This window comes from Paraburkholderia sp. GAS38 (assembly GCF_050434965.1).
Taxonomy (GTDB): Bacteria; Pseudomonadota; Gammaproteobacteria; order Burkholderiales; family Burkholderiaceae; genus Paraburkholderia; species Paraburkholderia phenazinium_A.
The window spans coordinates 61,045-86,261 of record NZ_JBNDJO010000011.1 but is presented as its reverse complement, the minus strand read 5'-3'; the positions used below and the strand labels follow the sequence as shown (position 1 = coordinate 86,261).

At 63.1% G+C, this 25,217-nt stretch carries 20 protein-coding genes; 14 read left to right on the top strand and 6 right to left on the bottom strand.

The features are described 5' to 3' along the window. Positions 1-210 precede the first annotated feature (210 nt). Complete coding sequence (locus P3T42_RS24090; protein WP_074300820.1) at positions 211-1,101, bottom strand: LysR family transcriptional regulator; 891 nt, start codon at positions 1,099-1,101, stop codon at positions 211-213. Between the two features lie 97 nt (positions 1,102-1,198). On the opposite strand from P3T42_RS24090, the gene P3T42_RS24085 reads away from it, so the two are divergent. The 8 genes from P3T42_RS24085 to P3T42_RS24050 all read left to right on the top strand — a co-directional run bounded on the left by P3T42_RS24085 (position 1,199) and on the right by P3T42_RS24050 (position 12,555). Continuing rightward, the gene (locus tag P3T42_RS24085; protein ID WP_429307447.1) at positions 1,199-2,530 is read left to right on the top strand and encodes an MFS transporter; all 1,332 of its coding nucleotides are present in this window, start codon (positions 1,199-1,201) and stop codon (positions 2,528-2,530) included. A 292-nt stretch (positions 2,531-2,822) separates the two neighbouring features. After that, positions 2,823-3,473: a response regulator transcription factor gene (locus P3T42_RS24080; protein WP_253190228.1), complete on the top strand. Its 651-nt coding sequence runs from the start codon at positions 2,823-2,825 to the stop codon at positions 3,471-3,473. Positions 3,474-3,639: 166 nt separating this feature from the next. Then, positions 3,640-4,332, top strand: coding sequence for a response regulator transcription factor (locus tag P3T42_RS24075; protein WP_074300818.1), 693 nt, complete (start codon positions 3,640-3,642; stop codon positions 4,330-4,332). A 112-nt stretch (positions 4,333-4,444) separates the two neighbouring features. Then, positions 4,445-5,089 carry a response regulator transcription factor gene (locus P3T42_RS24070; RefSeq protein WP_074300817.1) on the top strand — a complete coding sequence of 215 codons (645 nt, stop codon included), beginning with the start codon at positions 4,445-4,447 and terminating at the stop codon, positions 5,087-5,089. A gap of 241 nt (positions 5,090-5,330) precedes the next feature. Continuing rightward, the gene (gene aqpZ, locus P3T42_RS24065; RefSeq protein ID WP_074300816.1) at positions 5,331-6,077 is read left to right on the top strand and encodes an aquaporin Z; all 747 of its coding nucleotides are present in this window, start codon (positions 5,331-5,333) and stop codon (positions 6,075-6,077) included. A gap of 105 nt (positions 6,078-6,182) precedes the next feature. Then, entirely contained in the window at positions 6,183-10,580 is a 4,398-nt protein-coding gene (locus tag P3T42_RS24060; RefSeq protein ID WP_429307446.1) for an ATP-binding protein, read from the top strand. 387 nt (positions 10,581-10,967) lie between these two features. Continuing rightward, a complete protein-coding gene (locus P3T42_RS24055; RefSeq protein WP_074300815.1) occupies positions 10,968-11,402 on the top strand; it encodes a CHRD domain-containing protein in 435 nt (144 codons plus the stop codon). Between the two features lie 193 nt (positions 11,403-11,595). Beyond that, the gene (locus P3T42_RS24050) at positions 11,596-12,555 is read left to right on the top strand and encodes an alpha/beta hydrolase (RefSeq protein ID WP_429307445.1); all 960 of its coding nucleotides are present in this window, start codon (positions 11,596-11,598) and stop codon (positions 12,553-12,555) included. On the opposite strand, the gene P3T42_RS24045 is transcribed toward P3T42_RS24050, so the two are convergent. Continuing rightward, the gene (locus tag P3T42_RS24045) at positions 12,525-13,367 is read right to left on the bottom strand and encodes an EcsC family protein (protein ID WP_074300813.1); all 843 of its coding nucleotides are present in this window, start codon (positions 13,365-13,367) and stop codon (positions 12,525-12,527) included. The two genes, P3T42_RS24050 and P3T42_RS24045, sit on opposite strands and share 31 nt — an antisense overlap. A gap of 142 nt (positions 13,368-13,509) precedes the next feature. Between P3T42_RS24045 and P3T42_RS24040 the strand changes: the two genes are divergently transcribed. After that, a complete protein-coding gene (locus P3T42_RS24040; protein WP_074300812.1) occupies positions 13,510-15,105 on the top strand; it encodes an MDR family MFS transporter in 1,596 nt (531 codons plus the stop codon). Positions 15,106-15,134: 29 nt separating this feature from the next. Continuing rightward, positions 15,135-15,590, top strand: coding sequence for a MarR family winged helix-turn-helix transcriptional regulator (locus tag P3T42_RS24035; protein ID WP_429307444.1), 456 nt, complete (start codon positions 15,135-15,137; stop codon positions 15,588-15,590). A gap of 42 nt (positions 15,591-15,632) precedes the next feature. Here P3T42_RS24035 and P3T42_RS24030 read toward each other — a convergent pair whose 3' ends face one another. Beyond that, complete coding sequence (locus tag P3T42_RS24030) at positions 15,633-16,910, bottom strand: amino acid deaminase (protein WP_074300810.1); 1,278 nt, start codon at positions 16,908-16,910, stop codon at positions 15,633-15,635. 175 nt (positions 16,911-17,085) lie between these two features. On the opposite strand from P3T42_RS24030, the gene P3T42_RS24025 reads away from it, so the two are divergent. The 4 genes from P3T42_RS24025 (at position 17,086) to P3T42_RS24010 (ending at position 20,862) form a co-directional block, all read left to right on the top strand. Then, positions 17,086-17,976, top strand: a complete 891-nt coding sequence (locus tag P3T42_RS24025; RefSeq protein ID WP_429307443.1) for a MurR/RpiR family transcriptional regulator — start codon at positions 17,086-17,088, stop codon at positions 17,974-17,976. Positions 17,977-17,979: 3 nt separating this feature from the next. Further along, on the top strand, positions 17,980-19,461 hold the full coding sequence (locus P3T42_RS24020; protein ID WP_429307442.1) for an N-acyl-D-amino-acid deacylase family protein: 1,482 nt from the start codon (positions 17,980-17,982) through the stop codon (positions 19,459-19,461). A 110-nt stretch (positions 19,462-19,571) separates the two neighbouring features. Beyond that, positions 19,572-19,964: a RidA family protein gene (locus tag P3T42_RS24015; protein ID WP_074300807.1), complete on the top strand. Its 393-nt coding sequence runs from the start codon at positions 19,572-19,574 to the stop codon at positions 19,962-19,964. A gap of 427 nt (positions 19,965-20,391) precedes the next feature. Continuing rightward, on the top strand, positions 20,392-20,862 hold the full coding sequence (locus tag P3T42_RS24010; RefSeq protein WP_429307441.1) for a hypothetical protein: 471 nt from the start codon (positions 20,392-20,394) through the stop codon (positions 20,860-20,862). A 577-nt stretch (positions 20,863-21,439) separates the two neighbouring features. On the opposite strand, the gene queF is transcribed toward P3T42_RS24010, so the two are convergent. Genes queF through ilvA form a run of 3 tightly spaced genes read right to left on the bottom strand, consistent with a single transcriptional unit; the run spans position 21,440 to position 24,719 of the window. Next, on the bottom strand, positions 21,440-22,264 hold the full coding sequence (gene queF / locus P3T42_RS24005; protein WP_074300804.1) for an NADPH-dependent 7-cyano-7-deazaguanine reductase QueF: 825 nt from the start codon (positions 22,262-22,264) through the stop codon (positions 21,440-21,442). Then, complete coding sequence (locus P3T42_RS24000; protein WP_074300803.1) at positions 22,261-23,178, bottom strand: 5'-nucleotidase; 918 nt, start codon at positions 23,176-23,178, stop codon at positions 22,261-22,263. The genes queF and P3T42_RS24000 overlap by 4 nt, the downstream gene beginning before the upstream one ends. Positions 23,179-23,195: 17 nt before the next feature. After that, complete coding sequence (ilvA, locus tag P3T42_RS23995) at positions 23,196-24,719, bottom strand: threonine ammonia-lyase, biosynthetic (RefSeq protein WP_074300802.1); 1,524 nt, start codon at positions 24,717-24,719, stop codon at positions 23,196-23,198. Positions 24,720-25,217: the final 498 nt, after the last annotated feature.

Genomic DNA, 25,217 nt, shown 5'->3' with positions numbered 1-25,217 from the left:
GCGAAACCGAGAATCCGAACCGATGGGTTCAATATGATGCGCAGTGCAAAATAATGCGGCCGAATATTTACTTTTCTGACTACGGTGCCCGCGCAAAACCCCCTTTCTCGCGGACACCGGTTAATCATAGGCGGCATCCTGCGTGCTTTCAAACTCGCATTGCACGCAAGCGAGAGGGGCGTCAGGCTGCTTTTGCGTGCGCGACGCGCATCAACTGAACAGTCGCACCAACGCAGCGCGCGCGTTGCTGACGCGTTCGCTTTCTCCGGCGCGCCCCGGCAGCAGATGAAACTCCACCGTGGGCAGCGCCGGCAAACCGAGGCTCGCCGCACACGCGACGACCCCGGCGCCGATCGACGATTCGTTCAGGCAGCCAATCCCGAGCCCTGCCTTCAATGCCAGTTGCAGGCCGGCTACGCCCGATGCCGAATGGGCGATCAGAAACGGCACCTTGAGTTCGTCGAGCCGTTTGACGACAAAGCGCTGTAACTGACAGGTGGCCGGCAGCAGGACCAGCGGGAACGGCTTGCCGACGTGGGGGGCCGCGTCGGCCGCGATGGCCCACAGCAGCTTCTCGCGCCGCACCACGACACCTTGCACGCGGGCGCTGCCGGCGGCGCCGCGCCGGTTGCCCGGCGTCATGAGGCGCAACGACAGGCCGATGTCGAAAGCGGCGTCGTCACCTGCGCTTTCGTCGATCGTGGCGCTCGGCAAAACCGTGACGTGCAGCTTGAGCCGCGGATATTGCTCCGAGAACGTTTTCAGAATGCGGGCGATATCGTGCGGCCGGTAGTAGTCGGTGATGGCGATACGCAGTTCGCCGTCGAGCGAATGGCCTTGCAGGTCTTCGAACGCGGCTTCGCTCATGGCGAGGATGCGGCGCGCATGATCGAGTAGCCGTCCACCGGCCTGGGTGGCCGTGACGCCCTGCTTGCTGCGCACGAACAACGGCTGGCCCGCGCGTTCCTCCAGCTTCTTCAACTGCTCGCTGACCGACGATTGCGACAGGAACACTTGCTCCGAGCCCGCCGATACGCTGCCCGCCTCGGCCACGGCGACGAAGCTGCGCAGTTGGCCCAAATCGAATCCACGCCAGTTCATGATTCGGAATCTCCGATGGAAGTGATCTGATTTTCCGGCTTTTCCGATAGTTAGTCCAGCCGTACGATGGCCCCAGTTCATCTTTGCCGAGGGCATCATGGGAAGCGAATCGCTATCTGTTGCACAGGGAGGCCGCGCACGCGGCGTCCATCACCGCTGGAAGGTGCTGGGGGTGGGCTTCGCGGCCAACGCCAGCTTTTCGGCGGCATTCTCCGGTATCCCGACGACGGCGGTGTTTCTGCGCTCCGGCTATCACGTCGGCAATAGCGGCCTTGGTCTCGTGCTCGGCATGCTCGGACTCGGCATCGCCGTCAGCGAACTGCCATGGGGCCTGCTTACCGACCGTTGGGGCGACCGGCGGGTTCTGTTGCTCGGTCTGGGTGCGACCGCTGTGGCGCTCGCGGGCATGGGGCTGTTTGTGGTGCCGCGCGGAGCTTACGTGCCGGGCCTGCCCATGCTGGCGCTCGGCCTGTTGCTGGTGGGGCTGTTGGGCGGCAGCGTCAACGGCTCGAGCGGCCGCGCGGTGATGGCGTGGTTTCGCGAAGGCGAGCGAGGCCTGGCGATGAGCATTCGCCAGACGGCCGTACCCGCCGGCGGCGGTCTTGGTGCGCTGATGTTGCCGGCGCTGGCGTCGCACTTCGGCTTCGCCAGCGTGTACGGCGTGTTGGCGCTGCTCTGCGCGGTGACGGCGGCCTTCGCCTGGTCCTGGCTGCATGAACCGGCGACCCACGAACACGGCGATGCCGTGCGCAGCGGCGCGCCTGCTACTGCGGCGGCGGTCGCGAGCGCGTCCTCGGGTCCGCTGCGCGATATCCGCGTATGGCGGGTTGCGCTGGGCATCGGCGCGCTGTGCGTACCGCAGCTCGCGGTGGTGACTTTCGGCACGGTCTTTTTGCATGACTTCGACCATGCCGGTGTGCTGCTGATCAGCGCGACGATGGCGGCTGTGCAGACGGGCGCGGCGATCGCCCGCGTCTGGAGCGGCCGCTGGACCGACCGGCGCGGCAATCGTCGTGCATACATGCGGGCCTGTAGCCTCGTCACCGCTTTGCTGTTTGCGCTGCTCACCGTGGTGACGGGTTTGCTCGGCCCGCACCACGCGGCGATGACAGCCGCGTTTGCCGGGCTGCTGGTGCTGGGTGGCGTGAGCGCGTCGGCCTGGCACGGCGTTGCGTTCACCGAACTCGCGACGCTCGCCGGCACCAGTCGGGCCGGCACCGCGCTCGCGATGGGCAACACGTTTGCGTTTCTGACCTTGTTCCTGACGCCGCTGGCGATTCCGCCGCTGCTCGCGCTCGGCTCATGGCCGATGGTGTGGGCGGTGGCCAGCGTATTTGCATTGATTGCGTTGCCGGTGTTTCCGCGTGCCATTACCGCCAAGGTACGGGCAGCGGTAGAGACGCAGGTGCAGGCGCGTTGCGAACCGTAGCGCGATGGTTCTCCGGTGGTTCGGCAGTCAGGGGCGTGCGGAATATTGTGCTTCCAACATTCCTACGCATAAATTCTGTATTCCTTATTGTTTGGGAGAGGTTGTCGACGCTAACGGTTGATTCGGAAAGCTCCGATCCTAATTTTGTCGAGAACGTGATCTCATGGGGGCACCTGCCGCACCGTTTCGAAGCTGTGAGGGGGCCGTGAGCCTGGCCGGGCGAGCGGTACTCCTGACCGCGTTCCATCGAAGCGATTGACGCGCATAGACATACAACAAACGAGAGAAAATCATGGTGAACCTTCGAGTCATCGTGGCAGACGATCATCCGTTCGTTCTGCTCGGCGTCCGCTCTGCGCTTGCCGCCCATGGCGACATCACGATCGCCGGCGAAGCGGCGAGTCCCTCGGTTTTGATCGACCTGTTGCGGCGCGTTGCCTGTGACGTACTCGTCACCGATCTGACCATGCCCGAGGTGACCGGCCCGGCCGAGGACGGCTTGCGGCTGATTCGCAGGCTCCGCCGCGACTGGCCGGCGCTGCGCATCGTGGTACTCACCAGTTTGACCCATACCGCCATTCTGAGGTCCGTCGTTTCAGACGGCGCGGTCAGTATGCTCAACAAGACGGAGCCGATGGACGAACTGGTCGCCGCAATTCGCTCGGCGAGCGCCGGGCAAACTCACATCAGCCGGTCGATCCTCGAGGCGCTCGCCGGACTCGACAGCGAACCCGACGGCATGCTGCAGATGAGAAATCTGTCACCGCGAGAATTGGAGGTGATAGGAATGTTCGCACAGGGGCTGTCGATATCTGAAATCGCACAAGCCCTCGGACGCGATGTCCGCACCGTGAGTCGGCAAAAACGCTTCGCCATGACGAAGCTCGGCATCGCGAACGATCCTGGTCTATTTGCGTTTGTCAGAGCCCATGGATCATTCTGACAATCGTGTCGGATAACTAAGTAAAAAGGCTTTTCGAGCCGCGCTCGCGTGGCATTTCGGAGCAATCTTATGTTTGTGTTTCCACAAATGTTTGATGCTCGCCTTAGGCTGCTTGCTCCGCGAGGGAGCGACGCGAATCCAATAAAACGAATGGGCTCCCACCACCATGAACGAAGGCGCTGACACAAGCACGCCCATCAGAGCAATTATCGCGGACGATCATCCGCTTGTCCTGCTGGCGATCGAGAGTCTGATGACGGGCTTTCCCAACATGCAGATCGTGGGTCGGGCCAGCGACGCCACCGAGTTAATGGCCGTTGCCGATCGCGTCGAGTGCGATCTTGCCGTGATCGATCTGTACATGCCGGGAAGCGTTGACGCAGATGCCCTCGGCACACTCAAGCAGTTCCGCCGGCGCTACCCCGACGTGGCGCTGGTGGTGCTGACCATGGAAACGGCGCCCGCGGTATTGGAGCGGTTGATGTCGCTCGGGGTCGAGGCGGTGATGAGCAAGCGTGACCGCATCGACCTGATTCATGTTGCGATCATCACCGCGCTCGCGCACGAGCGCTATGTCGGACCGGCGGTACGCGCGGCCATCGCCGAGGCGAGCATCGCGCGGCGGCGCGAGTTCGTACGCGAGTTGCTGACGCCGCGCGAGATAGAGGTGCTCAAGCAATACGCGTCGGGCATCGGCGTGACGGAAATTGCCAATCTTCTCGGCCGCAGCGTCAAGACGATCAGTTCGCAGAAATGCAAGGCGATGCGCAAGCTCGCTCTGCACAGCGATAGCGAGCTGTTCAAATTTGCGGCCGAACACGGTTTGCTGCCGGACGATTTGCCGCAACACCGCCATTGATCCGGTAGGGCGTCGCGTACGGCAAGCCGGCGCGACGGTCAGAACCATGACTGAGCCGTTCCTGGGGAATGCACTGCGTGCAAGGAATGCCAGTCAATACCACAACAACAAGATGACACCGATTACCCGAGTGATTGTGGCCGACGACCATAGCTGCGTGCGCCTTGGCGTGCGGCGTCTGCTGGAAGCCGTGCCGTCCCTGTCGATCGTCGGCGAAGCGTCCGACACGCAAACGCTGGCGGAACTCGTCGACACCTGTCCATGCGACGTCGTCGTATCCGATATCGGCATGCCGGACATCGACGGCCTCAGAAATGCCACGCCGACCTTGCGGCGTGTCTTGCGACACCCGCCGCATCCGCGCGTCGTGGTGCTGACGATGATCTGTCATCCGCCGACCCTATCGGGCCTGCTGCACGTGGGCGTGTCGGCCATCGTCGACAAGCGCGACACCATCGGCGCGCTCGCGGATGCCATCGAGGCTGCGGTGGCGGGGCATCGTTATCTGTCAGCCAGCGTGCAATTGGCCTTCGACGAAATGGGTTCTTTCCCACAACCTCGCGCGGGTGTTCTGAGTGCGCGGGAGTGGGAAGTGTTCCGACTCTACATAGAAGGAATGTCCATCAGCGAGATTGCAATGAGACTCGACCGTAGCGGTAAGACGATCAGCACGCAAAAACGCAGTGCGATGCGCAAACTGGGACTCGATTCGGAATCCGCACTGATCAAATATGCACAGCAGCTAGGTTTGACCTGAGCGCGTGTGAGAGAAATTCTCAGAATCTGTCGGGCATCTTCGCTGATTTCGGAATCGTCTGATTAGTGAGGCCGCACCGCCATCTCATACTTTGATGTGGCATGCGGTTCATGAACGGTTGCAACGATCTTTCACGAATAAACGATTCGGCATGCAAATTTCATCAAAGAATCTGCATGGCAGCGGGCCGGCGCACAGCGCGCGCCTTCGCACCGTGTGACTCGGACAGTGAGGGGGCGCAATGATTAGCTTGGGCAGACGATTGGTGGTCGAAGGGGTGGGCACGGCGTGGCTGGTGTTCGTGGGGTGCGGCAGCATCGTCCTGAATGGGGCGGCCTCGCAGCCAGGTTATGGCGTACTGGAAGTGGCGCTTGCGTTCGGTCTGGCGCTGGCTACGGCCACTTATGCGCTCGAGCGTCTCTCCGGGGCGCATTTCAACCCTGTCGTGACGGTCGGCTTTGCTGTCGCCAATCGCTTCCCGATTCGCGATCTGGTGCCTTACATTGCTGCTCAGATTCTCGGCGCGGTCGCAGGCACTGCGCTGCTCGCCTACGTGGCGAGCGGGCGGCCGGGGTTCGATCTCGCGGCAAGCGAGTTCGGCGCCAACGGTTTCGGCGACCACTCCCCTTCGGACTATCAGTTCCACTCCGTCGTGGTGATTGAACTGGTGATGTCCTTTGCTTTGGTGATGGCGAATCTGCTCATGTCGCGCAGAGGCGCTTCGCGTTCCGTCACGCCGTTCGTAAAGGGCGGCTGCCTTGCACTCATCTATCTGGTCGCGCTGCCGGTCACCAACGGGGCGGTCAATCCGGCCCGCTCTACGGGGCCGGCATTGTTCGTCGGCGACTGGGCGCTCGATCAGCTATGGCTTTTCTGGGCCGCGCCGATGGCCGGGGGCATCGCCGCCGGCGCTTTGCACGCTCTCCTGTGCGGCAAGCCGCAAGTGAGCCGTGGCGGCGCAGCGGCGAAGTGTGGCGGAGCCGCCTGAATGGCGAGTCCCGGCATGGTCCGCGTGTCTATCATGAATGCGCCCGGTATCAGGAACGTGTGCGAAGCCGCGCGACGCCTTGCGCGGAGCGTCGCGGTTTTGCTCATGCTGCTCGTCACTCAGTTCGCGCTTGCGGCAACACCGGTGTTAGCAGGCGGAGACACCGCGTCCGCCGCAACCGCGGCGAGCGGCGCCGTTCCGGCGAAGCTCGTCGTCGGGACGCTCGCGGGCGGATGGGGGCCCTTCGAGGAAGTGGCAGACGGCCGTCTGAGCGGATTAAGCGCGGATTACCTGCGCGCGCTCGTCGGCCCGGGCGTCGTGATCGAACCGGTGACCTATCCCGACATGCCGCGACTTCTCGCGGCCGTGGCGGCCGGCAAGGTCGACCTGTTGATGAGTATCGCCCGCACTCCTGAGCGGGAGCACAGCCTCAGCTTTACGGCGCCGTATTTCCGGGCCTCCACTTCCGTCGTGGTGAAGGCCGATGGCAACGCCGTCAAAGACCCCGCACAGTTGGCCAATGCCCGTCTCGCCATCGAAAAAGGCTTCGCGCTCGAGCGCGTGCTGCGCGAACGTTTTCCCCATGCGCAGATCGCTTCGTTTGCCGACACGGGCACAGCGTTGCAAGCCGTCGCGCAAGGTGACGCGGACGCCTATCTGGGCTTCACGCCCTCGGTTCAATACGCGCTGTCGAACGAGGCATTTCGTGGTTTGCGCATCGCCTTCGAAGATAGCGGTAGGCCCAGTGAGCTGCGCTTCGCCGTTTCGCGCGACCACGGCGCTCTGCGCGATCAGCTCGATCGTGCGCTTGCGGCGTTGTATCCCTCGGACGAGACCGCCATTCGCGCGCGCTGGCTCGGCACAAGTTTCGACTCGCCGTCCATCTATCCCGCGAAACGTCTGGTGCTGACTCCTGCCGAGCAGACCTGGCTGCGCTCGCTGCCACCGCTCACCATGGGCTTCGACAGCGGCTGGCCGCCATTCAGTTACCTCGACGATGGAGGGCATCCAAGCGGCATCGCCGCCGAATATCTCGACTATCTGAGCCGCACACTAGGCGTCCAGTTCACCCGGCCGCCGCTTGCCAACTGGTCTGCGACGATAGGCGCCTTTCAGCGCGGCGAGCTGGCGGTTCTGGCCACTTCATCGCGCGGCGACCCGCGTCTGAAAAATGCGGTGAACACCCGTCCTTACGAGAGCTACCCGCTTGTCATCGTGGGGCGCGAGGACGAGCCCGCCGCGCGGAGTCTGAATGATTTCGCGGCGCGTCGCATCGCCATGTCCGCGCATGTGGCCGGGTCCATTCCGCTGTCCGCGTACAACGTCCCGGCAACGAACATCACGGTCGCACCAAGCCTTGACGACGCACTCGATCTGGTCGCGCGCGGCAAGGCCGATGTGCTGGTCGGCAACGTGGCTGCCGTCGATCTCGAGTTGAAGCCGCGCTATGCAGGCGAGCTGAAGATCCTTGGCACCGTCGGCGAATCGGACTCGTTGGGTTTCGCCGTGCGCTCCGATCTGGCGCCGCTGGCCGGGTTGATCGATCGCGCGCTGCTGGCGATGCCACCCGCAGAAAAGCAACGTATCCGTCAGAAATGGGTGACCGGAAATACCGGAGAGCACGGCGCCTGGAGCGTGACGGCGGTGCGTTTGCTGCCGTTGCTGATCGGCATTGGCGCGGTGCTGGCGGTGACGCTGCGCGCCTACCTGCTGCTGCAGCGCGAGGTGCGGCGGCGCAAGCAGACCGAATTGGAACTGGCAGCGCAGTTGAACTTCCAGCAGACCATGATGGAGACGGTGCCTTATCCGCTCGTCGCCAAAGACCTTGAAGGGCGTTATATCGCCATCAATCGCGCTTACGAGGAGAGTTCGGGTTTGCGGCGCGAGCAAGTGATGGGACTGACCAGCGAGCAGGTGCAGGCCTGGGGCCCACTCAACAGCCGCCGACTCGAACGGGCGACGCGCGAGATGCTGGAAACCGGCGAGCGTGCCCAACTCGAACTCGAGTTCGAGGACGCCAACGGCGATGGGCGTCATGGCCTGTTCTGGACCAGCATTTGTCATCGCGTCGACGGCCAGCCCTCGTGCGTGCTGGGCACGATGGTCGACATCACGGATATCCGGCGAGCCGAGATGCGCGCTCGTGAGAACGAGCGGCGCCTGTTCGACGTCACGCGCTCGCTGCCGGCCGTGGTATTTCAGTTGCGGCGCGATGCGGATGGCCGCTACTCGTTTCCGTATATTGGGGGCGACGCCGAGCATTTGCTGGGTGGCCACAGCAGCGCGTTCACGAGCCGCGGCGCGATCGACTTCGAGCGCGTCTGCGAGGAAGACCGGCCGCGCGTGCTGGCCGAACTCGAACGCTCGGCACGCGCCGGAACCCAGATTCATATGGAGTTTCGCTTCCTGGCGTCCGACGGCCTCAAGTGGGTGCGGGCGGAACTGGTGCCGCGTCGCGAATCTCCCGACAGTGTGGTCTGGAGCGGTTACTGGGTGGACGCCAGCGCGGAGCACGCTCGCTCGGAGGAGCTGGCGCGTGCACGCGATCTCGCCGAAGCGGCATCGCGTGCCAAGGACGATTTCCTCGCCATGATGAGCCACGAAATCCGCACGCCGATGAACGGTGTGCTCGGACTCGTCGAGGTGCTGGAACGTACGCGCCTGAACGCCGATCAGGGCGAAATGCTCGGCATGATCCACGAGTCCGCCGGTGCCTTGCTGCAGATTCTGGACGATCTGCTCGACTATTCGAAGATCGAAGCCGGGCGGCTCACGATTGAAGCGGAGCCGATCGACATGCGCGAACTGGTCGACAACGCCGTGGGCCTGCTTGCCGGGCGCGCGCACGAGAAGGGCCTGAAAGTGCGCGTGGACATTGCGCCCGAGGTGGCGGCGAGCTTGCGGGGCGACAGCGTGCGGCTGCGGCAGATTCTCTTCAATCTGCTCGGCAATGCCATCAAGTTCACGCCGGTCGGCGAGGTCGACGTGCGGGTCGCGGTCACCGAACAGACCCACGCGGCGCAGACGCTCGAGATGACGGTTGAAGACACCGGCATCGGTATCGCGCCTGACGTGCAGGCGCGCCTGTTCGAGCCGTTCGTGCAGGCGGAATCGTCGACGACGCGGCGCTTCGGCGGCACAGGGCTTGGCTTGACCATCTGTCGCAAGCTCATCGCCCTGATGGACGGTGTGCTGGAGTTGCAGAGCACACCTGGCGTGGGAACCCGCATGACCGTGCGGCTCGCGATGCCCATCGAGGCGCAGCGCTACAAGGTGGGCGGTCTGCGCGGCAAGCGCGGTGTCGTCGCCGTGGCCGACGCTCGCGTCGCGCAGGCGCTGGTGCATTTTGGCCAGGCGCTCGGTATCGAATTGCGCAGGGTGGGGCTGGGTAGCGCGGAGTTGAGCGACCCGGCGGCGCTGGCTGGCGCGGACCTGATTTTCCTGAGCGAGGGGATCGAAATACCGGGCGCCGCGCGTCTCGGCTCGCGTCTGATTTGCCTGACGGAGAAACCCAAGCCGACCGGTTACCGCATTCTCGACGACACCGTGCGCGTCAGCATCAACCCCATCTCCTGGCGCGGACTCGGTGCAGCGTGTGCGGCGGCGTTGACCGGCCTGTCGACTCCTGCGCCGCGTTCACGCGGCCTTGCCGAAGCGGGCTCGGCTCCGCCGGACCGGGAGCGTGCCATCGCAAGCGGCCGCCTGATCCTCGTGGCGGAGGACCATCCGGTCAATCAGGAGTTGATCCGTCATCAACTGACGCTGCTCGGGTTCGCGTGCGATGTTGTGAACGACGGCGTAGAAGCGCTCGCCGCGCTGAAACAGACAAGCTACGGATGCCTGATCACCGATTGCCATATGCCAAACCTGTCCGGCTACGAACTGGCACGTCGAGTGCGCGAAGCTGAAGAGGCACAGGGCAGCGGCGCGCAGCGTCTGCCGATCCTCGGTATCACGGCCAACACTGCGCCGGAGGATTTGAGCCAATGCCGCGACGCCGGCATGGACGATTGCCTCGTCAAGCCCACCCGTCTCGCAACCCTGCGCGAACATCTGAGCCGCTGGTTCGGCGCGGATGGGGCGCGCCAGGCCGCGATGCCGGCCGACGCGGTCAGCGTCCCGCTGGCCGTCCCAGAGCAAGGGCAGGAGTCCGTCGAACCCTTCGTGCCCGTGGATCTTGGCCACATGACGCAGTTGTGGGGCAGTGAATCGACCGTGAAGGCGTTGCTGGATTCGTTCGTCACGTCCGTGCGGGACGACGTCCGGGCGTTGCCGACGTTGCTCGATGACGCGAATGTCGCGCAATTGCGCGAATGGCATCACCGGGTGGCGGGCGCGGTGGGCGTGCTGCAGTATCCGCCACTCCTCACCGCGCTGGAACAATACCGGGCCGGTATGGCCGTCAAGACGCCCGATTCGCTCCGCGCGGATGGCCTCGCGCTCGTCAGAAAATGCCACGCCATGCTCGATGGGATCGAAGAGCAGGCTGCACTGCTCGCCTGATCAGGCTGCGGCGGTGGCGGTGGCCGCGCCGCGGCGCATGTCGCGAATCGGCTCATCGGCGCCACCGGGCACAGCTTTCCCGTTCTTCCAGGCGAAAAAAAACGCGGCCGAAGCCGCGTTAAAGATTGGAGACATCCTTCGATGAAGGAGTCACTTCTCGCTAACCGAAGCATAGCGCTCCATCGCGAGTCGATTCTGTGCAAAATGCGCAATTAAGTATTTTGAAATGTTGAACCGGGTGGCGGCACGGTTTCTGCCGGGAAGGAATCGGCCGTGCGTCGGATGGTCCAGTCAGCCCAACGTCAGCGAGTGAATTGCACTAGTATGTGGTGGCTCCGTGCGCAGCCTGTCCGCTGGTGCGGCGGTGCACCAAGTCCGGAGAAAAAAATGATTGCAATTCGGAAGCTGAGTCTGGGCGTCGTGTTGTGGGCGCTGGCGTCGGGGATCGCCTTCGCAGACACGGTGGCGCTCAAGGCCGACCTCGAACCGTCGAGCGAAGTGCCACCGCGCGTGAGTCACGGGCACGGCATGCTGAACGCCACCTTCGATACGTCGACCAAGGCGTTGCAGTGGACGATCACATACGAAGGCCTGTCCAGTCCCACTACGGGGGCTCACTTCCACGGTCCGGCGCCGGTCGGGCAAAACGCCAAGGTCCAGGTTCCGATCGAGAAGGGTGCGCTCGCCAGCCCGATCAAAGGTTCGGCGACCCTATCGGATCAGCAGGTGACCGACCTGATGGCCGGCCAATGGTATTTCAACATCCATACCGTGCAGAACCCATCGGGTGAGATTCGCGGTCAGGTGTTGCCTTCCAACTAACCGGCGCGTCGTAGCCACAGCCATAGCCGTCGGCTGGTCGGAATGAATATCACGTTCTCGCCCCGGACGCGGCACATGCCGATCACGAAGGCCCCCGTTCAGGTCGCATTCCAGCCGGATTAGAACCGCTCACCCAGCGACGTGCCCACGAACGCACGTACCATGACCGTCAAGCGTTCACGGAGGGGATCCGATGAGTTGGCAAAGTGCTCTCGCATGCTGGTATCTGCGCCGTCAGTTTCGACCGGCCACGCAAAAGACGGAGATCAATGTCGCGGGCGCGCGCGCCCTGACGGCAAAGCGCGCATGGTCGCCGAAAGTGCCGTCCGGGTGGCGCTTGCGCGAACAGTACGGCGCCGGCGAGACGTTGCGCGGCGAGTGGCTGGAACCTGCCGCCGCCGGCGCGGGCCGCGCGGCTGGCACACCTACCATCCTCTATCTGCACGGCGGCGGTTACTACTTCTGTTCGCCGCGTTCGCACCGGTCGCTCGTGTTCGGCCTCGCGACGCGCTCGCGCGCGCCCGCGTTTTCGCTCGATTACCGGCTCGCACCCGAAGCCCGGTTTCCCGCTGCACTCGACGATGCGCTGGCCGCCTACCGCCAACTGCTCGCGGACGGCACGCCGGCGCAATCGATCGTGATCTCCGGCGACTCCGCGGGCGGCGGTCTTGCATTGGCGACCCTCGTCGCACTGCGCGACGCCGGCGATCCGTTGCCGGCGGGCGGCCTGCTGTTCTCACCGTGGACGGATCTGGGCGCGAGCGGCGCGTCGATCCGCACCAACGACGGCGTCGACCCGATGTTCAGCGGTCCCGCCATCGGCCGGGCGGCCAAGCTCTATCTGGGCGATACGCCAGCCACTCATCCCTATGCGTCGCCGGTCTATGCGGACCTGCACGGCTTGCCGCCGCTGTTCATTCAGGCCGGCAGCACCGAGGTGTTGCTGGACGACGCGCGACGGGTAGCCGAGACCGCGCGTTCGGCGGGCGTGTCGGTCGAATTGCAGATATGGCCGAACATGCCGCACGTCTGGCAGATCTTCACGCCCTTCATCCCGGAGGCGCGGCGGGCGCTCGACGGCGCCGCCGGTTTCGTGCGCCAGGTGACGAGCCCGCGCAGCAGTCAACCGTCGAGCGCGATGTCGATGGTCTGATAGGCGGACTTGACGAGTTCCGGTCCGTACTGGCGCTCGAGCCGGCGCACCGTGAAGTGGCCATGCGCCACCAGCTGGAAGTGGTCCATGAACACCGTATTGACCATCGCGCCGAGCACGGCGCCGATCGCCGGGATCGACTTGGCCGCGATCTGTTCGCTCACCTGAACGGAAAAGCGCGAGGCGATGGTGTTGAGCAGACGCAGCAGTGCGGCTGAGCCGTGCGCGGTGAAGCCCTTGGTCGCAATCTCCGACGACGCCTTCGAGACCGCCTGGGCCAGCGCGCCGCGCATGATGAAATAGCCGAAGTCGGCATCGTCGTCGGCTTTCGACGTGCCGCCCATCCCCAGCACCGTGAGACATTGCAACTGCGTGTCGATCGACGACAGGTCCTCACCCTCGCTGCGGGCGATGTCGCAGATCGAGCGGAACATCAGCGTGGTCGTGACCGGCAATTCCACCGGTAGTGCGAACAGCCCGAAGGCCCCGCCGGCCGCACCCGTTGTCGCCACCGCGAACTTGTGCAGCAGATTGCTGGGCTTGTCCGGCACCATTATCGGCGTGGCACCGTCCTGACGCCCGAGCGTGCGTAGCGCGATCTGCAGGCACTTGCGTAGCGCGAGCTGGGTGGCGTCGGTCACCTTTTCGTTGGCGATGGCCGGCATCCGCGACAGCAGCTTTTCGAGCGGCGCCCCGACGATGCTGGCAAGTTTCATCGCCAGCGCAGGGCTTTCCAGCTCGTGTTTTGCGCGGCGCAGCGCAATCAGGTCTTCGTCGGACAAGCTTTGTTCGGCGAGCGAAGTGGACTCCATGTGCCTCCCTGGCGCAGGCGGATTCTGTAGATAGTTCGATCGGCGGCGAACCGGAATGTGCACCGTCACTCGCAGTTTAGAGCGCCATAACATGGTATGATTCCCTATTGTTTGACGCGTCAACTGTTGCGCTATCAAAAATATGGCCGTCCATACCGCGGCTCACCACTCGAGTGGGCAAGTCTTACCGTTCCGGGAATCGCTGATGGCGATGCTCGGCGTGTCTTTCGTGACGATGCTGGTCGCGCTCGACCAAACCGTCGTCGGCACCGCGTTGCCCACGATCGTGGCCGAGCTCAAAGGCTTCGAGCTCTACGCGTGGGTCGCCACGTCGTACCTGCTGACCTCGGTCATCACGGTGCCGATCTTCGGCCGCCTCGGCGACTACTACGGGCGCAAGCCGTTCGTGATTGCGTCGATCGTGGTCTTCACGGCCGCTTCGGTACTGTGCGGCATGGCCAACAGCATGCTGTTCCTCGTGCTGGCGCGCGGTCTGCAGGGTATCGGCGGCGGTATGCTGGTCGGCACCGCCTTCGCCTGTATTCCCGATCTGTTCCCCGATTCCGTCGTCCGCCTGCGCTGGCAGGTGTTGATGAGTTCGGCGTTCGGCATCGCCAACGCAATCGGACCATCGCTCGGCGGCTTTCTCACGCAGTACTACGGGTGGCGTTCGGTCTTCTATGTGAATCTGCCGGTCGGCTTGCTGTCGCTGTTCTTCGTCTGGCGCTTCCTGCCGCATTTACGGCATGTCGAGCACGAAGGCAAGATGCGCCTCGATTGGCCTGGCGCGTTGCTGATCGCCATCTCGCTCGGCTCGCTGCAATTGTTCGTCGAGATGCTGCCTAAACACGGCGTGACGTTTACGGCCGTTGCCCTGCTGGTGGCGAGCGTGGCCTCGGCCTACTCGCTGTGGAAATGGGAACAGCGTTGCCCGACGGCCATTCTGCCGGTCGACATGTTCCGCAACCGCAGTCTCGCCGCATTGTTCACGCTGGCCGTGCTCGGCGGTTTTTCGATGTTCTCCCTGCTGTTCTACGCACCGCTGCTGTTCCAGGGCGGCTTTGGCATGTCGCCGAAGGAGGCGGGCCTCGTGATCACGCCGCTGGTCGTGTTCATTACGATTGGCAGCATCGCCAACGGCCGGATCGTGTCGCGGGTGCGCAATCCGAATCTGATGCTGTATATCGGCTTTACGATGATGGCGCTGGCGTGTCTCGGCGTCGTGGTGGCGACCCGCGCGATGCCGCAATGGCTGTTGATGACGTTCATGGTGATCGGCGGTCTTGGTCTTGGCTTTGTGATGCCGAATCTGACGATCTTCGCGCAGCAAACCGCCGGGCGGGAACACCTTGGTATTGCGACGGCGTTGCTGCAATCGCTGCGGATGATTGGCGGGATGATCGGCACGGCGCTGACCGGTACGCTCGTGACGCATATGTACGCGAGCGGCGTGCGTAGCGCGCTGGAGCGCGATCAGGCCACGCACTGGTTCTCCGATCTCGGGGATCCGCAGATCCTCATCAATCACGACGCGCAAGCCACCTTGCTGGGCCAGTTGACGCACGCCGGCCACAACGGTGCAATGCTGCTCGAGTCGGCGCGCGAAGCGCTTGTCTCGGCGATTCATCTGGGTCTCGCGCTGGCCGCCGTGATCGCCGTCGTGTCGGTCTGGCAGAGCCACCGTGTGCCGCCTATCAAGATCCGGCGTCAGGTTGAACCGGTCATCCACGCAGATTGAGTTTCGAACACCCGCATCGTCGGTACACCATGGAAGATCAGGATCGCATCGCCATCGTTCAGCAATTCGGCCGCACCTATCGGGCGTTCATGTCGGCGTTCGAGGCGCAGGTTGGGCATCCCATGCCGCGTTGGCGTGTGATGCTGGCCTTGCACGACCAGGGTGGAGAGTCGTCGCAGAAGCGACTCGTCGAGCGCCTGCGGGTCGATCCCGGTGCATTGACGCGGCAGTTGAAAGCGCTCGAAGTGCTGGGCTGGATTTCGCGCAGCATGGACGAGCGCGATAACCGCGTGACCAACGTGCGTCTCACGGAAGCGGGCATGGCCGCGACAGCAGAGAGCCTGCCGCGCCGCAACGCGTTCCTGCATGACACGATCGCCGGGGTACCGGACGACGCGCTGGCTGCGCTATCCGGTGCGTTGAAGATGCTCGAGGTACGGATTGGCGAGGTCAGCGCGGCGGGAGCGGCGCAAGACGCTCAGTGAGCGGCAAGCGCTCACGCTTACCGCTCCTCGTATGTTCCTCTGTCAGAAGAACGTCTCGATCACTTCCGTGACCTGATACGACGGATCCACCACCAGCAACTGGCGCCACTTATCGAAGGTCAGGCAGGGATGCGAGATGTCGAACGCAATCATGTCGCCGACTTTCAGATCTGCTCCGGCGGGAATCCGCAGATACGCGTGCTGATCCATCATGCTGAAAATCTCCCAACCCTCGCTGGCCGCAATCTCGCGCGGCGCTTCGTTGCCCGGACGGTAGTGGCGGGCGGGTTCGGGCATGCCGGCGTCGAAAGCGGAATCACGCTTGCCGAGTCCGATGATGGCGCGGTCCGGTTCGGGAATCGACTGCACATAGGCCCACAGTTGCAGCGCCGGCAATAGCCCTTCACCCATCTTCCTGGCCACCGGATTGCGCGCAAAAATGTCCGTCTGCGCTTTCCGGTAGACGCCGACGTCATGCGTCAGATAGCAGCCCGGCCGCAGCACGACTTCCACCTCGCCCGCTTGCGATGCCTTCACGAATTCTTCCGCCACCACGTCGTACCAGGCCGAGCCGGCGCCGGACAGAATGGCCGGCGTGCGCGCAAAGCGTCCTTCGTCAGTCAGCGTGCGCGTGATGGCCACGGCGCTCTGCAGAAACTCGCGCACTTCCTGCTCTTCCTTCAGCACACCCTCGTACAGTTCGACGCCGGCGAGCTTCAGCGCATCCGGATAGCGCGCGATCGCGTCGAGTACCGCGTTGCGCTGTGCCTCGTCGCGCACGCCAGTGCGCCCGCCCGGCACGCCGAGTTCGAGCAGCACGTTCAGCGATTTGCGCACCGAGCCGAAGAACTTGCCGAGTTGCTCGACGCCCTCAACCGAATCCACCAGGCAGAAGAACTCGAACTCGGGATCGCTCAGCATTTCGGCGATCATCAGCATGTTGCGGCGACCGACCAGTTGATTGGCCATCAGGACGCGCGACACGCCGCCGTGATAAGCGGCCCGCACCTGGTGAGCGGTGGCGAGCGTGATGCCCCATGCGCCGGTTTCGAGCTGACGGCGAAACAGTTGCGGCGCCATGGTGGTCTTGCCGTGCGGCGCGAGCTTGACGCCGTATTCCGCGACGAACGCTTGCATCCACTTCAGGTTGTGCTCGATGCGATCTGCGTAGAGCACGGCGGCCGGCAGGCTCACGTCCTCGTTCAGCAGATTCCATTCAAGGCGGCCGGCGTCCATCAACTGGATACTGGTGCCCGGAACCATGCCCAAGCCCTTGCTATAAGGATCAATCGTTGCGCCCTGATAGTTTGTAACTTTCATGTAATCCTGCTCCATCGTCCAGATAAATTGCAGCGAAGTTGACTTTCACATGTTACCGAAAGTAGGATGTTTCCTGAAATGTTATTTAGTACCACGACGGCACAGCCGGTTGGTACAAGGTGCCGCGCGCGGCGTTTCGGGCGCCGCTACGGTCCCCACGATCCTGACGTCCCTCATGAACTCCAGCGCTGAACCGCTTACTTTCGACATCGTCGCCCGCATCGCCGAATGCGCGCCGGAGTTGCGTTCGGCCGAGCGCAAGGTAGCCGCGCTGATCCTCGACGACCTGACCGGCGCATCGCGCGCGAGCATTGGCGCGCTGGCGCTGCAGGCCGGCGTGAGCGTCGCCACGGTCACGCGCTTTGCCAAGGCCGTGGGCTGCCGTGACGTGCGCGAACTGAAGCTGCGGCTCGCGCAGGCGGCGGCGGTGGGCCAGCGCTTTTTGCAAAGCGGCGCGTCGGCACAGACGCCTGAACCGCTTGCTACCCGGGTGTTCGAGGAAGTGCAGACCGCGCTGACTCATAACCATCAGTTGCTGCGCAAGGCGCCGGTCGCCGAGGCCGCCGCCGCCTTGCGCGAAGCGCGCATGATCTACGTGTTCGGCATGGGCGGCGGTTCGACTGCGCTGGCCGATGAAATGCGCTTTCGCCTTGTGCGCCTCGGCCGGCCGGTGGCAACCTACCAGGACGGCTTGCTGCAACGCATGGTGGCAAGCACGGTATCGCGCGAATGTGTCGTGATTGCGTTATCGGCCACCGGACGGGTGCCGGAGATGGTGGAGAACTGCCGCATCGCGCGCAGCTACGGCGCGACGCTGATTACGCTGACCGCGCCCGCATCGCCGCTGGCGCGGCTGGCCGACTGGGTGATCCCGATCGTCGCTTTCGAAACCGATTTCATTTACAAGCCATCGTCATCCCGCTACGCGATGATGATGGCGCTCGATGTTCTCGTCACCGAACTCGCTGTCAGCCAGGGTGACGAGAGCCGCGAATTGCTGCGCCGCATGAAACACGCGCTGGATGCGCACCGCGGCGGCGGCGACCGACAACCGCTAGGAGACTGACCCATGCATTCGCATCCCGAAGCCGCGGACACGCTGATCATCGACGCACAACTGTACGACGGCACAGGCGCGCCTCCGGTCGAACGCGACGTGGCCGTGCGTGACGGCAAGATTGTGGCGATCGGCAATCTGTCCAACTGGCTGGCCGAAGAGATCGTCGAAGCGAACGGACGGGCGCTGGCGCCAGGGTTTATCGACGTCCACACGCACGACGACACCCACGTGATTCGCGCGCCGCAAATGCTGCCGAAGATCAGCCAGGGGGTGACGACGGTGATCGTCGGCAACTGCGGCATCAGCGCGTCGCCGGTGGCGTTGAAGGGCGATCCACCCGATCCGATGAATCTGCTCGGCGAGCGCGACGCGTTCCAGTATCCGACCTTCGCTGCGTACGTCGAAGCCGTGAATGCGGCGCGCCCGGCGGTGAACGTCGGTGCGCTGATCGGGCATACGGCGCTGCGCAACAACCAGATGGACCGGCTCGACCGTGCGGCGACCGCGCAGGAAATCGAAGGGATGTGCGCGCAGCTGGAAGAGGCGCTTCAGCATGGCGCGCTCGGGCTGAGTTCGGGCCTGGCGTACGGCTCAGCGTTCTCGGCGCCGACGGAAGAAGTGATGGCGCTCGCCGAGCCTCTCGCGGCGGCCGGTGCGCTGTACACGACGCACATGCGCACGGAGTTCGAGGCGATTCTCGACGCGATGGATGAGGCCTACCGCGTGGGACGTCACGCGCGGGTGCCGGTGGTGATTTCGCATCTGAAGTGCGCGGGGCCGTCGAACTGGGGGCGCAGCCCCGAGGTGCTGAAGTCGCTGGAGGGCGCGCGTCGATTGCAGCCTATTGGCTGCGACTGTTATCCGTACAACCGTAGTTCGTCGACTTTGGATCTGAAGCAGGTGACGGGCGATATCAACATCACGATTACGTGGTCGGAGCCGCATCCGGAGATGGCGGGCAAGCTGGTGAAGGTGATTGCCGCGGAGTGGGGCGTGTCGCAGCAGGAGGCGGGCAAGCGTTTGCAGCCGGCGGGCGCGGTGTATCACAACATGTCGGAGGACGACGTGATGCGCATCCTGGCGCATCCGGCGACGATGGTGGGCTCCGATGGCTTGCCGAACGATCCGTTGCCGCATCCGCGCTTGTGGGGCGCGTTCCCGCGCGTGCTGGGGCATTACGCGCGTGATGTGAGGTTGTTGCCGCTGGAGGAGGCGGTGCGCAAGATGACGAGCTTGTCGGCGCGGCGCTTTGGGTTGACGCAGCGTGGCGAGGTGCATATCGGGTATCACGCGGATCTGGTGCTGTTCGACCCGGCGCGGGTGCGCGATGCGGCGACGTTCGAGAAGCCGCAGCAGCCGGCGGATGGGATTGACGCGGTGTGGGTGAATGGCGTGTTGTCGTATCGGGATGGGCAGCCGACCGGTGAGCGGGCCGGGCATTTTGTGGCGCGCGGTGCGGCATCGCGGGTGGATGCGCAGGGCGTGTTTTGAGGGTTTGTTTTTGTTGATGCGGTGCGTGTTTGGCTTGGGTGCATTGGTGCTTTGGTGCTTGCGATTGGGCCTGGGCTTGCGTGCCGCTGGATCTTATAAGGAGTGTTTCGATGAAGCGTTATGGCGTTGAAGGTGGCAAGGGAACCGGCGGGCAACATATGCCGTTCGCGCGTGCGGTTGAAGCGGATGGGTGGTTGTTCGTGTCGGGGCAGACGCCGATGGAGAACGGCGAAGTGATCGAGGGCGGGATTGTGGCGCAGTCGCACAAGGCGATTCAGAACGTCTTCGCTATTCTCAAGGAAGCTGGATATGGCGCTGAGCACGTGGTTCGATGCGGGGTTTGGCTCGATGATCCGCGAGACTTTGCTTCGTTCAATAAAGTGTTTCGCGAGTATTTTGGGGAGAATCCTCCGGCGCGGGCATGCGTGGTTTCCAGCATGGTGATTGACTGTAAAGTCGAAGTTGATTGCGTTGCTTATAAGGCGCCTGCTGGGAAGGCTTGAGGTTTGGGTGTTGCGTCTGACGGAGTCGGGACAGGTCCGTCAGACCGCTGACTCTGAGGGGGCCGCTGTGTGATCCACTTGGATCGTAGTGCCAGGTAAATTGCAATTAGATAAATCCGATTTTCTGGAATATTTGTATTTCGCCTGAATAGTTGATGGGTTTCGGCGTAGGCGGTTTTATACTTTTCCTCGCCATTGGCAACAACCGATGGTCAGGTTTAGCAGCCTGCGTCATAACCCGCACCCCCGTCCAGGCGGGGCGTGCGTCTGCTGCTGCACGTCTGTCTTCAATGGGCGGGCCGTAGCGGGGGAGCCGCAAGGCTCGCCGGTTTGGTTATGACCCGGTCTGCTAACCCCGTTACGTGCCCGCTCACCCCATCTGTAAGCGAGTGTCGGGCGATCCAGGGATACAACCGGAAATCGCACCATGACCCAATCGGCTGAACACAAACACCTTGCGCCACCCAAGCCTGTCAGCGCCATCCACCATGAGCGCGTTGCGCGCTCTGCCTTTGAGTTTTGCGAAGGGCAGATAGATAACCTTAAGAGACTTGTCGAGTTGTCGGCGGCCATGCTTAGGGCTCCTGCGATGACGTTTCAGGAGCGACAAAGTCAACATGTGCTGCTCGGGCTGCTCGTTGATACGGCGGAGACGTATTTGAGGGAGGCGGAGGGCTCACTTGAGATGTTCCGCATTATTGCTTGCGATGCGGGCGGGGTGCCGGATACGAGGCTCGATGCTCGGTCGGCCGCGCGGCTTCTGACGTCGGCGCGGAAAGCGGAAGGTGATTCCCGCGGGGCTCGAGGTGGGGCTAAAGGCGTTAGAAGTAAAGCGGTGTCAGCGAAACGCGTTAAGCTGGCGACAACCGATGTGCAGACGGTAGCTGTGCAGCACTGAGAGCACGTACACATGGCGCAAAGTAACGACGAAGGCTGGGAGCGATCGCGCCTTTACGGCGTTGCAACGAGGATGAAGGAACCGCCGGAATTGGAGGAGTCGGCCCACCACATTTCAGACCGAACACGCCGCCAGAGCAAAACACTGGGCATTGCTCGAACCTGCCTCTGTACATGGGCCGACATGGGATTGAATCGCTTTGGGGCCATGCACGGTAGAGACTCTACGAAATTTGACAGGGGGAACTGCGGTTCATTGCGAACGATGTTCTTCAAGGAGGTACAAATGGACTATACCTATCGGCGGGGCGCGAAGCGCGACGCTGGAGCGGATGATGGCTGTGTCACTAACGCTTGTAGCGCGAGAGCCCATCTCGTCTCGGACCACTCCGTGGTTGTAAGAGAGGAGTCTCACTACGGGCTAGCGGTGTGAGCCCGCTTTCTTTGCTTACTTTCTTTGCGGCGGCAAAGAAAGTAAGTGCCGCCCCGCACAGGGGCGACACAAATAGACCGATAAGAATACAAGGAGAGGCCAACGCCATAAACAAACAACCAACAAGGCGCCGCAGGCAAAACCCTTACTGCCGCGCAGTCCTAAAATTATCCGGCATAGGCAGATTAAAGTTAGTACGAAACGGATTGATATCAAGCCCCCCACGCCGCGTGTAACGCGCATACACAGCCAACTTCAGCGGCTTGCAAATCTTGAGAACATCGACAAAGATCCGCTCAACACACTGCTCATGAAACCCGGTGTGATTCCGGTAGGAAACGATATACCGCAGTAGCCCGGCATGATCGATCTGTGGCCCGACGTAGTGAATCTGCAGGCTCCCCCAATCAGGCTGCCCGGTAACAGGACAATTCGACTTAAGAAGATTGGAAAACAAGGTTTCCTCAACAGGAGACTCCTCAAGCGCGGCCTTGAGCAAAGAGGAATCCGGCTGATAGACATCCGTATCGAGATCAAGCCGATCCAGTGAAGTGCCTTCAAACTCCTCAAGCGCGAGCTTGCCAAAATCCATCGGCCCGGTGAGGTGCACCGAAACACTCGCCCCACAGACAGCAGAAACATCCCGCTTGATCGTATCCCTAACCGCCTCAAACGACTCAAACGAAGTCTGCGCAAACGACCCAAGATACAACTTGAACGACTTCGACTCGACGATATTCGGCGAATCCGCCGGCACATAAAAAGTCGCCACAGCAATCTGCGGCTTGCCGCGCCCATTCAGCCAGGAAAGCTCGTAGGCATTCCAGATGTCCGTCCCAAAGAACGGCAACTGCGCGCCAATCCCAATCGCCTCGCGCGCGGCCTTGCGCGCGATCGGAAAGAGCAGCGTCGCGTCGTACTGTTCGGTATAAGCGGCAGGTTTGCCAAGCGGTGATTGTTCGGGTGTCATGATGCGTTCACGATGCCACTCATCACGTGCCCCGTCGCCGTCACGACGCGGGCCGATTCGCAGTGGCCAATTTGATCGTCGAAGAAAAAGTCCGGCTCGAACTCGCGCAAAAATGCGCTCTTGTCGAGACCGCCGAGGAACATCGCTTCGTCGATTTCGATGTTCCACGCCATCAGCGTGCGGATTGCGCGTTCGTGTGCCGGCGCCGAACGCGCTGTCACCAGCGCCGTACGAATGTGCATCGGCGCGGCCTGGGTCGGCGCAGCCTCGCCCGCCAGGTTCTGCAGCCGGTGCAGCGCTTCGAGCAAGGGCTTGAGCGGGCCGTCGGCCAACGGCAAATCCTTGTTGTGGATTTCATGGCCCACAAACGCTCGCAAGCCATCTTTCTGAAACACCCGTTCGGCCTCGTCGGAAAACAGCACGGCGTCGCCGTCGAAGGCAATGCGGATCTCGTCCGGATACTTGCTCGCCATTTTCGCCGATTCCGGCAACACGCGTGCAGCCGGAAATCCTGCGGCTAAAGCATCGCGCACGTCCTCCTGATTGGCGGACAGAAAGAGCGATGCATTCAGCGGCTTCAAATAGCTAAACGGCGCACGTCCACGCGTAAACACGCCGCGCTCGATCGCGAGGCCATGTTCGCGGCACGAGTGGAACGCCCGCAGTCCGCTAATCGGATCGCTGCGCGACAGGATCACCACCTCGACGCGATGCGCGCCCGCATTCAGCGCCAGCAGCTTGCGGATCAGCGGAAACGCCACGCCCGGTTTGGCGGGCACGCTGAGCCGCTCGCGCTGCAACGTCTCGTAGGCGTGCAGGTCGCCTTCCTCGTACACGCGGTTCTCTTCCTCGAAGTCGAACAGCGCGCGCGACGAAATCGCGACGACCAGTTTGTCCTGAAGCGTAAGTGCCATAAGCCTGGTCCGTGAGCCTATGCGAGGAACAGCCGGTACACCGGGTTCGTCGTCTCTTCCCAATACGGATAGCCGAGCGTCGTCAGGAAGCGGTCGAACTCGCTGCTTTCCGAAACGGGCACCTGGATGCCCACCAGGATCGAGCTGTAATCCGCGCCCTGGTTCCGGTAATGGAACAGGCTGATATTCCAGTTCGGCGCCATCGACGACAGGAATTTCATCAACGCACCCGGCCGTTCCGGGAATTCGAAACGGAACAGGCGTTCGCTATGCGCGAGCGGCGAGCGGCCGCCCACCATGTAGCGGATATGTTGCTTGGAGAGCTCGTCGCCGGTCAGATCGACCGTGGCAAAGCCGTGTGTTTCGAGAGCGCCTGCAATCTGCGCGGATTCGCTGCGGTTCCTGATCTGCACGCCCACGAAGATATGCGCGGAGTTCGTGTCGGCGATCCGGTAATTGAACTCGGTCACACTGCGCGTGCCGACCAGTTCGCAGAAGCGCTTGAAACTGCCGCGTTCTTCGGGGATCGTCACCGCGAACACGGCCTCGCGCGCCTCGCCGACCTCGGCACGCTCAGCCACAAAACGCATCCGGTCGAAATTCATGTTGGCGCCGGAGGTGACCGCGATCAGCGTCTGGTTCTCGATGCCTTCGCGCTCCGCATACTGCTTGGCGCCCGCCACCGCCAGCGAGCCCGCCGGCTCCAGCACGCTGCGGGTGTCCTGGAACACGTCCTTGATCGCCGCGCACAGGGCGTCGGTATTCACGATCAGCACGTCGTCGAGATACTCGCGGCACAGGCGGAAGGTTTCCTCGCCCACCAGCTTCACGGCCGTGCCGTCGGAGAAGAGACCCACTTCGCTCAGCGTGACCCGCTCGCCCGCCTTAAGAGACTGCGCCATCGCGCAGGAATCGTCGGTCTGCACGCCGATCACCTTGATCTCCGGGCGCACCGACTTGACGTAAGCGGCAACCCCGGCCGCCAGCCCGCCACCGCCAATCGGCACAAAGATGGCGTGAATCGGCCCCTGATGCTGGCTCAGGATCTCCATTGCCACCGTGCCCTGGCCGGCAATCACGTACGGATCGTCGAACGGGTGCACGAAGGTCAGGCCGTGCTCTTCCTGCAGCTTGACGGCATGCGCGTAGGCGTCGCTATACGACTCGCCCACCTGCACGACCTCCACCGTCGGGCCGCCGTGTGCGCGCACCGCGTCGACTTTCACCTGCGGTGTCGTGACCGGCACCACGATAATCGCCTTGACGCCCATGCGCGCGGCCGACAGCGCCACGCCCTGGGCGTGATTCCCCGCCGACGCCGTAATCACGCCGCGTTGCAGCGCTTCGGCCGGAATATGCGCCATCTTGTTGTACGCGCCGCGCACCTTGAACGAGAAGACCGGCTGGTTGTCTTCGCGCTTCAGGTAAATCGGATTGCGCAGCCGTGCCGACAGATTCGGCGCATGCTCGAGTTCGGTCTCGCGGGCGACGTCGTAGACGCGCGCGGTCAAGGTTTTCTTCAGATAGTCGTGGGAAGCCATGCGGGTGGCGCGGTGCGCTGTGTGAGACGGGAAAGGACAATGATAGCGCCAACGGCCCGTGCGCTGGACTCTACCGAATGGCCAGGGTGCGGGAAGCGCAGCCGCCCGACCGTTCGGTCGATCAATTATGAACTCACCAGTTGGAACATATTTCTGCGCTTGCGCGTGCAAAAGCCTCGTTACAGCCCGATTCGAGCATCAACGCGTGCGCAGATCATGCGGTAGAATTCCAATTTGGAACAAGGACCGGAAGATGCACTGGCAGCCTCGGATCGCCCATTTGATGCCCGCCCCGCGTGAGTCTCGCCCCGCGGCGCAGCGGCACGTCTGTTGCACACGATCGTGTAGCTGCCTCTGAGCGCCGCGAAGCGGCCGGCGTGTGTCGCCCGCCGGCAGGTGCTTCGCTGAACTAGAAGATTTCCAGAATTGCGCCCCACGCGCACCGTCAGGCGGTGCCTCCTTATCGTCAATCAACGTCGTCGATTAGCGAGCGCGCCC

Excerpts from the sequence above, each read along its gene's own strand:
- P3T42_RS24020 (WP_429307442.1), top strand. The coding sequence starts at position 17,980 with ATGCATTCGCATCCCGAAGCCGCGGACACGCTGATCATCGACGCACAA.
- P3T42_RS24080 (WP_253190228.1), top strand. The coding sequence starts at position 2,823 with ATGGTGAACCTTCGAGTCATCGTGGCAGACGATCATCCGTTCGTTCTG.
- P3T42_RS24015 (WP_074300807.1), top strand. The coding sequence starts at position 19,572 with ATGAAGCGTTATGGCGTTGAAGGTGGCAAGGGAACCGGCGGGCAACAT.
- aqpZ (WP_074300816.1), top strand. The coding sequence starts at position 5,331 with ATGATTAGCTTGGGCAGACGATTGGTGGTCGAAGGGGTGGGCACGGCG.
- P3T42_RS24025 (WP_429307443.1), top strand. The coding sequence starts at position 17,086 with ATGAACTCCAGCGCTGAACCGCTTACTTTCGACATCGTCGCCCGCATC.
- P3T42_RS24050 (WP_429307445.1), top strand. The coding sequence starts at position 11,596 with ATGAGTTGGCAAAGTGCTCTCGCATGCTGGTATCTGCGCCGTCAGTTT.
- queF (WP_074300804.1), bottom strand. The coding sequence starts at position 22,264 with ATGACACCCGAACAATCACCGCTTGGCAAACCTGCCGCTTATACCGAA.
- P3T42_RS24030 (WP_074300810.1), bottom strand. The coding sequence starts at position 16,910 with ATGAAAGTTACAAACTATCAGGGCGCAACGATTGATCCTTATAGCAAG.
- P3T42_RS24060 (WP_429307446.1), top strand. The coding sequence starts at position 6,183 with ATGCTGCTCGTCACTCAGTTCGCGCTTGCGGCAACACCGGTGTTAGCA.
- P3T42_RS24045 (WP_074300813.1), bottom strand. The coding sequence starts at position 13,367 with ATGGAGTCCACTTCGCTCGCCGAACAAAGCTTGTCCGACGAAGACCTG.
- P3T42_RS24055 (WP_074300815.1), top strand. The coding sequence starts at position 10,968 with ATGATTGCAATTCGGAAGCTGAGTCTGGGCGTCGTGTTGTGGGCGCTG.
- P3T42_RS24000 (WP_074300803.1), bottom strand. The coding sequence starts at position 23,178 with ATGGCACTTACGCTTCAGGACAAACTGGTCGTCGCGATTTCGTCGCGC.
- P3T42_RS24085 (WP_429307447.1), top strand. The coding sequence starts at position 1,199 with ATGGGAAGCGAATCGCTATCTGTTGCACAGGGAGGCCGCGCACGCGGC.
- P3T42_RS24090 (WP_074300820.1), bottom strand. The coding sequence starts at position 1,101 with ATGAACTGGCGTGGATTCGATTTGGGCCAACTGCGCAGCTTCGTCGCC.
- P3T42_RS24075 (WP_074300818.1), top strand. The coding sequence starts at position 3,640 with ATGAACGAAGGCGCTGACACAAGCACGCCCATCAGAGCAATTATCGCG.
- P3T42_RS24035 (WP_429307444.1), top strand. The coding sequence starts at position 15,135 with ATGGAAGATCAGGATCGCATCGCCATCGTTCAGCAATTCGGCCGCACC.
- ilvA (WP_074300802.1), bottom strand. The coding sequence starts at position 24,719 with ATGGCTTCCCACGACTATCTGAAGAAAACCTTGACCGCGCGCGTCTAC.
- P3T42_RS24010 (WP_429307441.1), top strand. The coding sequence starts at position 20,392 with ATGACCCAATCGGCTGAACACAAACACCTTGCGCCACCCAAGCCTGTC.
- P3T42_RS24070 (WP_074300817.1), top strand. The coding sequence starts at position 4,445 with ATGACACCGATTACCCGAGTGATTGTGGCCGACGACCATAGCTGCGTG.
- P3T42_RS24040 (WP_074300812.1), top strand. The coding sequence starts at position 13,510 with ATGGCCGTCCATACCGCGGCTCACCACTCGAGTGGGCAAGTCTTACCG.